Genomic DNA, 9,449 nt, shown 5'->3' with positions numbered 1-9,449 from the left:
GGCGCCGACAGCGATAGCAGCATCGGCGACCACGCCATCTTCGATCACGAGACGCGCCGCCGCCATGGCGATCGAGATCACGAGATAACGCCGCGCGCCAAGCTTGACGAAGGCGGACCAGCCGACAGCCGAACGTTTCGGCACACGAATGGCGGTAACCATCTCGTCCGGCTGCAGCGCCGTGCGGCGATTGCCGAGAATGAACCCGCCAAGCGGCAGGTAGCGCGTGGCTTTCGCCGACCGCAATTCGACTTCGGCATCGACCACCTGCAGCGCCGGCACGCCGTCGGCGGCGGGCGAAGCGTTGCAGAGATTACCGGCGACCGACGCGACGTTCTGGATCTGGACCGAGCCGACTTCGCACGCGGCCGCCTTCAGCGCATCGAACGCCCTGGGCAGCTTGTGGCGCACGACGTCGGTCCAGGTGGTGCGGGCGCCGATCCGCCAATAGTCGTCCGTCTCGGCGATGCCGCGCAGTCCGGCGAGACCATTGATGTCGAGAATGTTGTCGCGGAAAGGTTTCGCGCCCTGCGCCGGATAGAAATCGGTGCCGCCGGCCAGAATGCGCCAGCGGTCCTCGCCAAGCAGAGCGAGCGCCTCGTCGACCGTGGTGGGTTTCGCGTAACGGATCACGCTTTGCCTTCCCAGAAAGGGGCCTTTCCGAGGGAATCTGCCGCCGTCCAGCCGGGCAAATTCATTCGTATGCAAATGATATCAACTTCGCCGCGATTGTCAAAGCGAAGTGGTCGGCCACGGCTTTGTTATACCGGTGGAGGTTGACGCAGCCGGCCATCTGGTCAAGGTTCCGTGTCCGGTCGCGTCAACTGGGGCCCAAGCCGAGAAAGAAGGGAGGCCGCATGGCCGACGAAGCGCTCATCGTCATCGACCTGCAGAACGACTTTTGCCCCGGCGGCGCGTTGGCCGTGGCCGGCGGCGACGAGATCGTGCCGCTGGTCAACGACCTGATCCGGCGGACCGATCACGTGATCCTGACGCAGGACTGGCATCCGGCCGGCCATTCGAGCTTCGCTTCCAGCCATCCAGGCAAGCAGCCCTTCGAAGCGATCGAGATGCCCTACGGGCCGCAGACGCTTTGGCCGGATCACTGCATCCAGGGCAGCCTTGGATCCGATTTCCATTCCGGGCTCGCCTGGACCAAAGCGGAACTGGTCATCCGCAAGGGTTTCCGCACCGCGATCGACTCGTATTCGGCTTTCTTCGAGAACGACCACACGACCCCAACCGGCCTTGCCGGCTATCTCAAGGAGCGCGGCATCGACACCATCACCTTGGTCGGCCTGGCCACCGATTTCTGCGTCGCCTTCTCGGCACTCGATGCCGCCAAGCAAGGTTTCAAGACGACGGTGCGGCTGGATGCCTGCCGCGGCATCGATCTCAACGGCTCGGTCGGCACGATGCTGAAACGGATGCGCGAGGCCGGGGTGATGCTCGAAGATCACCTTTCGGACTGACCGCGCCGTGAGGCATCGAGGGGGCTTTGCGACATTGGCGAAGGCGCTGGCGGCAACCATGACGACCGCACTCCTTCTCGCCTTTCCACAAGCGGTTTTCGCAGCCGAGGCGCATGAGCTGCCCGGCGCGGCGATGTCGCTCTGGTGGGCGCTGCCCTTTGCCGGCCTGTTGCTGTCGATCGCGACCGGGCCGCTCCTGTTCCATCATGTCTGGGAGCATCATTACGGCAAGATCGCCGCCGCGTGGGCGGCACTTGCCGTGGTTCCGCTGGCGATCGCTTTCGGCATGCCGGCGGCAAGCGAGGCGGTGCTGCACACGCTGCTCACAGAATATCTGTCCTTCATCATCCTTTTGTTCGCGCTGTTCACCATTTCCGGCGGCATCCTGGTCGCCGGCAACATCCACGGCACGCCGCTGGTCAATTCCGGCCTGCTGCTGATCGGCGCAATCCTCGCCTCGGTCATCGGCACGACGGGCGCCTCGATGATCCTGATCCGGCCGATGCTGCGCGCCAACGACAACCGGCCGTTCAACGCGCATGTGGTGATCTTCTTCATCTTCCTGGTTTCGAACATCGGCGGCTCGCTGACCCCGCTCGGCGACCCGCCGCTCTTCGTCGGCTTCCTGCGGGGGGTCGACTTCTTCTGGACGACCGCGAACCTCTGGCGCGAGACGCTGTTCACCGGCGGGCTGGTGCTGATCATCTTCCTGGCGCTCGACATCGTGCTGCATCGCCGCGAGGGCGGCTTGCCGAAGATCAAGGACCCGACACCGGACACGAAGGTGCGCCTGCGCGGCCTCGCCAACCTGCCGCTGCTGGCCGGCGTGATCGGTGCGATCCTGCTTTCCGCCAGCTGGAAGCCGGGCATCAGCATCCCGATCCTCGGCATCGGCCTTGAACTGCAGAACCTGGTCCGCGACGCGATCATCCTGGCGCTGGCCTTTCTGTCGCTCAAAGTCTCGTACAAAAACCACAGGGAAGCGAACGGCTTCAGTTGGGGGCCCATCGCCGAGGTGGCGAAACTGTTTGCCGGCATCTTCATCTGCATCGTGCCGGTTATCGCCATCCTGAGAGCCGGGCACGATGGGGCGCTGGCGCCGCTGGTTTCGCTGGTCACCTCGGCGGACGGCCAGCCCGACGATCTCGCCTATTTCTGGCTGACCGGAGCGCTGTCGTCCTTCCTCGACAACGCGCCGACCTATCTGGTGTTCTTCGAGCTTGCCGGCGGCGACGCCAGGCACCTGATGACGGAGGCGGCCTCCACGCTCGCCGCGATCTCGGCCGGCGCCGTGTTCATGGGCGCCAACACTTATATCGGCAATGCGCCGAACTTCATGGTCTTTGCTATCGCCAGACATCGCGGCTTCAAGGTGCCGGGCTTCTTCGGCTACATGGCGTGGTCCGGCCTGGTGCTGATCCCGACGTTTTTGATCGCGGGGTTTTTGTTTTTTAGGTGAAGCGGTGCAGAGCTTTACCTCCCCTTGTGGGGAGGTCGGGCCAGGTCCGGGTGGGGCTCGGCGCCAGCTCCCGCTGCTTCGCAGTGACCTTCAGCCCACGCCCACATAGCGCCGAACCGCGGAGGGGTCGGCGCGCAGTTCCTCGACATCGACGGTCTCGCGGTTGCGGCCGTTCTCGATGAATGAGATGCGGTCGGCGACCGACAGCACGGCGTCGACGCGCTGCTCGACCAGGATCGTCGAGACGCCCAGATCGCGCAGCTTCGCCACCGTCTCGCGGATCTTGGCGATCATCGAGGGCATCAGCCCTTCGGTGGGCTCGTCGAGAAGAAGCACCTGCGGCTCGAGGCAGAGCGCACGCGCCATGGCAAGCATTTGCTGCTCGCCTCCGGAAAGCGTGCCGGAGCGTTGCTTCAAGCGCTCTCGCAACAGCGGGAAAAGGTCGAGGACGCGTTCCCGCGTCGCCTTGCCCTTGCCGCGGGTCATCAGGCCGATCTCGACGTTTTCCGCCACCGTCATGTCGGCGAATAATCGCCGGCCCTGCGGCACATAAGCGACGCCCGTCTTCGGCACGTCATGTGCGGCAAGTCCGGTCAGCTCCTTGCCGGCCAGTCTGATCGAACCGGCAGCGGCCGGAACCAGCCCCATGATCGCCTTCAGCGTCGTCGTCTTGCCGGCGCCGTTGCGGCCGAATAGGCAAAGCACTTCGCCCTTGTTGAGGACAAGGTCGAGCCCGTAGAGCACCTGCACCTCGCCGTAAAAACAGTCGAGGCCGGAAATGGCGAGCAGCCCGCTCTCGGTGCCGGGGAGATCAGCCATGGGTCGCTCCGAGATAGGCATCCTGCACCTCGGCATTGGCGCGGATCTGCTCGGGCGTGCCCTCAGCGAGAATCTTTCCCGAATTGAAGACGGTGATGCGGTCGGCAAGCTGCATGACCACCGGCATGTTGTGCTCGATGAGCAGCACGGTGGCATGCTTGGCGATCTCGCGCACCAGTAGGACGAAATTGTCGATCTCGCTGTCGGCCAGCCCTTGCGTCGGCTCGTCGAGGATCAGCAGGCGCGGCCTCAGCGCCAGGCCCATTGCCACCTCCAGCAGGCGCTGGTGGCCGTAGGAAAGCTGGCCGGCCGGCGTGCCGGCGCGGTCGGCGAGGCCGGTGCGTTCCAGCGCCGCCATGACGCCGCTCCTCACCTGCCCCTTCGAGCGGCCGTCGGTCAGCGTGCGCTGCACCGGCAACGCGACATTGTCGTAGGCCGTGAGATTGGCGAAGACGCTGGTGATCTGGAAGGTGTAGGCAACGCCGAGGCGAACCCTTTTGTAAGCCGGCATGGTCGTGATGTCGGCGCCGTCGAAGACGATCATGCCGGAGGACGGCTGGATGCGGCCGCTGAGCAGACTGACGAAAGTTGTCTTGCCGGCGCCATTGGGGCCGATGATGGCGCGGATTTCGCCCGGCATCAGCGCGAAATCGACGCCGTCGACGGCGCGCAAGCCCCCGAAACGGCGCGAAAGACCCTTGGTGGTGAGCAGCGGCATCACGGCAACCATCCGAGCCAGCGCTGGCGGACGCTGCCCAGAACGCCCTTCGGAAAGAAGAGCACCAGCACGATCAGCGCCACGCCGACGATCAAAAGATAGGCGGAGGTGAAGCCACTGGTGATGTCGGTGACATAATACATGAGCAGCGTGCCGACGAGCGGCCCGAGAATGGTCGCGGCGCCGCCGAGCAGCACCCAGAGCAGTGGCAGGATCGAATACTGCACCGACGCGAAGCTCGATCCAATATAGCCGAACAGCAGCGCGTAAGCCGCACCGGACGCGGCGCAGATGGCGCCCGAGGCAATGACGGCGACGAGCTTGTTGGCGACGGTGTCGTAGCCCAGCATCTTCGTGCGCTCCTCATTCTCGCGAATGGCGACCAGCACGCGGCCGAAGCGGGAGCGAACGACGGCAAGCGTGATGAGCAGCACGACCGAGAACAGCGCCAGAGCGCTCATGTAGCGCACAGTCGGATTGGTCAGGTCGAGCGATGCGCCGCCGATCGCGATTATTCTCGACGGCTGCTGGATGACAAGGCCCTGGTCGCCGCCGGTCCAGGCGGCGAAATAAAGGATGAGCAGATAGAAGACCTGCGCGAACATCATGGTGACGATCATGAAGGCCACACCCGATGTGCGCAGCGCGAGCAGGCCGATGACCAAGGCAAGCAGGGCGCCGCAGGCAACCCCGGCGACGAAGGCTTCCGGCACGCCCCAGCCCAATTGATAGACAGCCAGCCCGGCACCATAGAGGCCGGCCGAGAAGAACATGGCGTGACCGAGGCTGAGCAGGCCGACATAGCCGAAGAGCAGGTTGTAGCCCATGGCGAAGACGGCAAGCGCCATGATGCGCGCGAACAGGCCCTGATGATAATCGGGCAGGACGAAATTCAGCGCGAACAGGAGCGCGATGACGCCGATATGCAGCGCGTAGGTCTTCGCGGGGGAAGCATCCTTCATCGTGCCGTCGTCCCGAACAGGCCTTGCGGCCGGAACACCAGCACCATGGCGACCACCAGCGTGGCGATGATCTTGGCCAAGGTCGGCGAGAAGAACACCGAGACAATGCCGTCGGAGAGGCCGATCAGAATGGCGGCGACCACCGTGCCGCGCAATGAGCCGAGGCCGCCGATGATGACGACGATGAAGGACAACAGCAGCGGGTCCTGCCCCATCAGGTAGTGCGCCTGGCTGATCGGCACGATCAGCACCGCCGCGATTGCCGCCAGCATGGCGCCGATGGCGAACACGCCGGCATAGACACGCTCGACGGGGATGCCGAAGGCCTGCGCCGTCTCGCGGTCATACTGGGTGGCGCGCATGATCAGGCCGATTTTCGTCCGTGTCAGCACCAGCCAGGTGATCACCAGCAGAACCGCGGAGGCGGCAATGACCGAGAGCTTGTAGCCTGAATAGCCGAACCACGGCAGCAGGATGCGGTAGTTGAAGGGCGGCTCGACCGGGCGCGCTTCCGGGCCGTAGAAGGTCAGCGCCAGCTGCTGGATGATATAGAGCATGCCGATGGTGGCGACGATGGTGCCTTCTGGATTGTAGTTCAGCCGGCGCAGCACCAGCCATTCGGCAAGAAACGCGACCAGCCCGACCAGCAACGGCGCGATCACCAGCGCGGCGACGAAGCCGATCGCGGGATGGCCGGAAATCGCCGTCGAGATCGCCCAGGCAAGCACTGCGCCCAACATGAAGAACTCGCCATGCGCGACATTGACGATGCGCATGACGCCGAACACCAGCGACAGGCCAAGCGCCGTCAGCGCCAGCACGGCGGACGTGACGAGGCCTTCCAGGGCGGCGAGCAGGAGGTGGGGTCCGAAGTGCATGGGCTAGATACCGGCGGATGCGCGAGGCACCCCCCACTGCCCTGCCGGACTGTCCGGCAGGACAGAGGGGGGTGGCTTGGCGCTCACGCTCGGTGAAACGTCGACGCTCACAACGCTTGCGTCGTGTAATCCCCTTCCGGCTCGTAGAGGCCGTCCTCGATCTTGGTCTTATGGACGACCTTCAGCTTGCCGCCTTCGACCTTGGAGATGTTCTGGATGCCGAAGCATTGGTGGATCTTGCCGTTAAAGGTTTTCGGACCCTGCGGATGCTCCGGCCCTTCGGCGAATTCCTTCAGCGCTTCGGTTGCCTCGACCAGCTTGGCGCGGTCTTCCGGCCCCTTGTAGCCGGCATCCTCCATCGCCTTCTTGACGACATAGAGCGTCTCCCAGCAGCCGAACATGTGGGCAGCGGTGGAGACGTCCTTGGGGTCGCCGACGGCGGCGCCATTGTCGTCGATGCCGACGGCGGCGCGATAGGCCTTCTGCGCGGCCGAGTCATCGGGCTGCGCGTAGCGCGGCGAGCCTTCCCAGAAATGGCTGCCGTCGAGGAATTCGAGGCCGGGGCTGTTGATGTCGACGGCCTCGAGGGAGTCGATGAAGCCGAAGAGCTGCGGCCTTTGCGAGCCGTAGAACTCGCCGAGTTCCTTGACGAACGTGAGCACGGCCGGACCGACCATGACGTGGTAGATCACCTCGGTCTCGGCCGGGATCTGCGGGAAGTATTTGGTGAAGGACGACTCCGTCGGGGGGATGGCGATCTGCGCGATCACGTCGGCGCCTTGCGCCTTCAACGCCGGCGGCAGGTAGTCGCGATGGTCGTAGCCGAAGGCGAAGTCGGGGAAGATCTGCGTCACCTTCTTGCCGGCATTCGCCGCGATCCACGGCGCCATCGACTGGATCTGGCTCTTCACGTCGGTGATGCCGGGCTGGAAGACGTAGCGGTTGAGCTTGGTCGAGGCGACGTGGTGGCCTTCGCTGACCACGAAATAGGGGATCTTGTTTTCGCCGGCGGCGGGCGCCGAGCCGATCACCACATGCGAGAACAGCGTGCCGAAAACGATGTCGGTCTTATGCTGCGTGGCGAACTTGCCGACCACCTCGGCGCCGCGGGCAGGATCGGTGCCATCATCTTCGATCACCAGCTCGACCTTGCGGCCGCTGATACCGCCGGCATCGTTGATCGCCTTGACGGCGGCAGCGCTCGTCTTCTCGTACCAGCGGCCGTAGGCGGCGCCGATGCCGGTGCGGTGCGACTGGAAGCCGATCTTGATCGGCGCCGAACTCTGCGCCTGGCTGTAGCGAACGAAGCCGGGCGCGAGCGCCAGGCCGGCGCCGGCGGCGATGCCTTTCAGCGCTGTTCGGCGGGAAAGCGTGCTTTTGGAGAGGTCGAAAAATCCGTTCTTGTCAGCCATGTCCGTTCCCCTGTTTTCAATTTTTTGACCAGCAATAAGGCGGCTCGATCCTCCGCGCTCGGAGGACGCGAAAATTGCATGTGTACAAACTAAATCACCAAAGCCGTGACGTGGCAAGCGAGCTTCCACTCCAGCGCCGCCGCGCGTCCTCTAGGGGACGCGCAAAGGACGCTGGAGCACTTTCATTTTGCGCATGATCCTTTCCGAAAATCGAACATGATTTTCGGGGTCATGCGCGCGTCATGACGGGCCCTTGTCTCATCCCGCCGTCGGCGTGGCAAGCAGCCATAGGCCGAATATGGTGTAGGCGATCATCAGAAGCGTCAGCGGCAGCTGGCTGAGCGCCGCGCGCGACGGCTGCGGGTGGAGTCGCCAGGCTAGGCCGTGTGCGATCAAGACCGCCAGCACATGGCCGACGATGATGACGCCGGCCTGCAGATTCCAGAGCCACCAGGCCGACTCGGCGCCGGCGACAACGCCCGCCTCGACCATCCTGTCGGCGGTGCCGAACAGGTTCCAGCCGAGCGCGAACGGGTCGGACAAAGCGACCAGCGCGTATTGGCCGTCGACGAGCAGCGCCGTGAGGTAGTGGGCGATGTGGTAGGCGAGCGCGATCGGCACGATCGACCAAACCAGGAGGCCGGCGGCTTTCTCGAACGGTTGCCCGTCGCCGGCAAGGCGCTGGCCGAGTGAAACGGCAAGCGCGAACACGGCCGCCAACAAGATGAATGTCAGCACCAAGCCAAAGCTGCCGATGCCGATCAACGCGGTGCGGCCGGGAAATTCCAGCGGATTGACGCCGAACAGGCCGAGCCAGAAGAAGGTTTTGGAAAGACCGTCGAAGGATACGGACGAGAGCGCCAGCAGCAGGAACGCCGTGCCGCTTGCCGGCAGCGACGAGGCGGAAAGCAGCTTCGCACCGGGCCGGCCGAGGTGGAGCCGGCCTTTCTCGCGCTGCAAAGGCGCGAAGCGGGCGACCATGGAGAAAAAGACGGTGAGGAATTCGCCGCGCCGACTCCAGTCTCCGTAGCCGAAGACGCATATGGCGGCGAAGCTGAGCAGCCAGTAGATGCCGGCGGCGAAGGCCAGGCGCGACGGATCGTCGGGCGCGGGATCGATGAGCTGGAACCAGGCGAAGCCGAAGAACAGGACGAACGCCGGCCAGTAGCCGAGCCATTTGGGAAGGCGCGATGGGTCGGCTTCGTCAGTGCGAAGGCTGAAGACGCGAGATGCAACACGCCAGGGGCCGTACCACGGGTTGAGCCAGGACCAGAGATCGCCGAGTGCGCCCTGCAGCAGCGTGAAACCGGCCCAGAGCAGCGTCCAGATCACCAGAGGCAAGGGGTTGGAGAGTGGATCACGGCTGCCGAACAGGCCGGTGGCGATGAGAAGCACGAAGCCGGCAAAGGAAAGCAAGCTGAGGACGGTGCGCGGGTGGTCGCTGACAGTGAACAAAGAGAGGCGTCGGCGCCAGAAGCGGTCAAGAGCGGCGGGCGGCAGCAGCGCCAGCGTCAGAAAGCTGACAGCCACCGCAAGCGCGCCACCAGCGATGTAGTAGCCCGTGGGAAGAAGCAGGACATGGCCGCGGTCAGAGGCGTGGGCGAAGGCGGGGGTGGGGAGGAGAGGTATGAATGAGGCCGCCATTGCGAAGGACGTATTTCGAAGCCGTCGATTTCCACCGACGTGCTCCTTCGCACCCCCCTCTGTCCTGCCGGACATCTCCCCCGCA

General features: G+C 64.6%; 9 protein-coding genes. 2 read left to right on the top strand and 7 right to left on the bottom strand.

Annotated features, from left to right (window positions below; genetic code table 11):
- A partial coding sequence (locus tag EOA49_RS27530; RefSeq protein WP_127243466.1) for an FAD binding domain-containing protein occupies window positions 1-633 on the bottom strand: 633 nt, incomplete at its 3' end.
- Between the two features lie 224 nt (window positions 634-857).
- On the opposite strand from EOA49_RS27530, the gene pncA reads away from it, so the two are divergent.
- Both pncA and EOA49_RS27520 read left to right on the top strand, forming a co-directional pair.
- Window positions 858-1,472 carry a bifunctional nicotinamidase/pyrazinamidase gene (pncA, locus tag EOA49_RS27525; RefSeq protein WP_066996170.1) on the top strand — a complete coding sequence of 205 codons (615 nt, stop codon included), beginning with the start codon at window positions 858-860 and terminating at the stop codon, window positions 1,470-1,472.
- 58 nt (window positions 1,473-1,530) lie between these two features.
- The gene (locus EOA49_RS27520; RefSeq protein ID WP_127239955.1) at window positions 1,531-2,931 is read left to right on the top strand and encodes a sodium:proton antiporter; all 1,401 of its coding nucleotides are present in this window, start codon (window positions 1,531-1,533) and stop codon (window positions 2,929-2,931) included.
- Window positions 2,932-3,021: 90 nt separating this feature from the next.
- Here the strand turns inward: EOA49_RS27520 and EOA49_RS27515 are convergent, their stop codons facing one another.
- The 6 genes from EOA49_RS27515 to EOA49_RS27490 form a co-directional block, all read right to left on the bottom strand.
- Complete coding sequence (locus EOA49_RS27515) at window positions 3,022-3,750, bottom strand: ABC transporter ATP-binding protein (protein ID WP_067324011.1); 729 nt, start codon at window positions 3,748-3,750, stop codon at window positions 3,022-3,024.
- On the bottom strand, window positions 3,743-4,471 hold the full coding sequence (locus tag EOA49_RS27510) for an ABC transporter ATP-binding protein (protein WP_067324686.1): 729 nt from the start codon (window positions 4,469-4,471) through the stop codon (window positions 3,743-3,745). The genes EOA49_RS27515 and EOA49_RS27510 overlap by 8 nt, the downstream gene beginning before the upstream one ends.
- Complete coding sequence (locus tag EOA49_RS27505) at window positions 4,468-5,430, bottom strand: branched-chain amino acid ABC transporter permease (RefSeq protein ID WP_127239956.1); 963 nt, start codon at window positions 5,428-5,430, stop codon at window positions 4,468-4,470. Before EOA49_RS27505 ends, EOA49_RS27510 begins: the two co-directional genes overlap by 4 nt.
- Window positions 5,427-6,308, bottom strand: coding sequence for a branched-chain amino acid ABC transporter permease (locus EOA49_RS27500; protein WP_127239957.1), 882 nt, complete (start codon window positions 6,306-6,308; stop codon window positions 5,427-5,429). Before EOA49_RS27500 ends, EOA49_RS27505 begins: the two co-directional genes overlap by 4 nt.
- A gap of 107 nt (window positions 6,309-6,415) precedes the next feature.
- On the bottom strand, window positions 6,416-7,720 hold the full coding sequence (locus EOA49_RS27495) for an ABC transporter substrate-binding protein (protein ID WP_095799108.1): 1,305 nt from the start codon (window positions 7,718-7,720) through the stop codon (window positions 6,416-6,418).
- A 258-nt stretch (window positions 7,721-7,978) separates the two neighbouring features.
- On the bottom strand, window positions 7,979-9,439 hold the full coding sequence (locus EOA49_RS27490; RefSeq protein WP_127243465.1) for a hypothetical protein: 1,461 nt from the start codon (window positions 9,437-9,439) through the stop codon (window positions 7,979-7,981).
- Window positions 9,440-9,449 lie beyond the last annotated feature (10 nt).

Source organism: Mesorhizobium sp. M1A.F.Ca.IN.020.04.1.1 (genome assembly GCF_003997315.1).
Classification (GTDB): Bacteria; Pseudomonadota; Alphaproteobacteria; order Rhizobiales; family Rhizobiaceae; genus Mesorhizobium.
The sequence above is the reverse complement of the archived record's forward strand: the minus strand, read 5'-3'. Positions and strand labels throughout refer to the sequence as shown.

Excerpts from the sequence above, each read along its gene's own strand:
- EOA49_RS27515 (WP_067324011.1), bottom strand. The coding sequence starts at position 3,750 with ATGGCTGATCTCCCCGGCACCGAGAGCGGGCTGCTCGCCATTTCCGGC.
- EOA49_RS27520 (WP_127239955.1), top strand. The coding sequence starts at position 1,531 with ATGACGACCGCACTCCTTCTCGCCTTTCCACAAGCGGTTTTCGCAGCC.
- EOA49_RS27490 (WP_127243465.1), bottom strand. The coding sequence starts at position 9,439 with ATGTCCGGCAGGACAGAGGGGGGTGCGAAGGAGCACGTCGGTGGAAAT.
- pncA (WP_066996170.1), top strand. The coding sequence starts at position 858 with ATGGCCGACGAAGCGCTCATCGTCATCGACCTGCAGAACGACTTTTGC.
- EOA49_RS27505 (WP_127239956.1), bottom strand. The coding sequence starts at position 5,430 with ATGAAGGATGCTTCCCCCGCGAAGACCTACGCGCTGCATATCGGCGTC.
- EOA49_RS27495 (WP_095799108.1), bottom strand. The coding sequence starts at position 7,720 with ATGGCTGACAAGAACGGATTTTTCGACCTCTCCAAAAGCACGCTTTCC.
- EOA49_RS27500 (WP_127239957.1), bottom strand. The coding sequence starts at position 6,308 with ATGCACTTCGGACCCCACCTCCTGCTCGCCGCCCTGGAAGGCCTCGTC.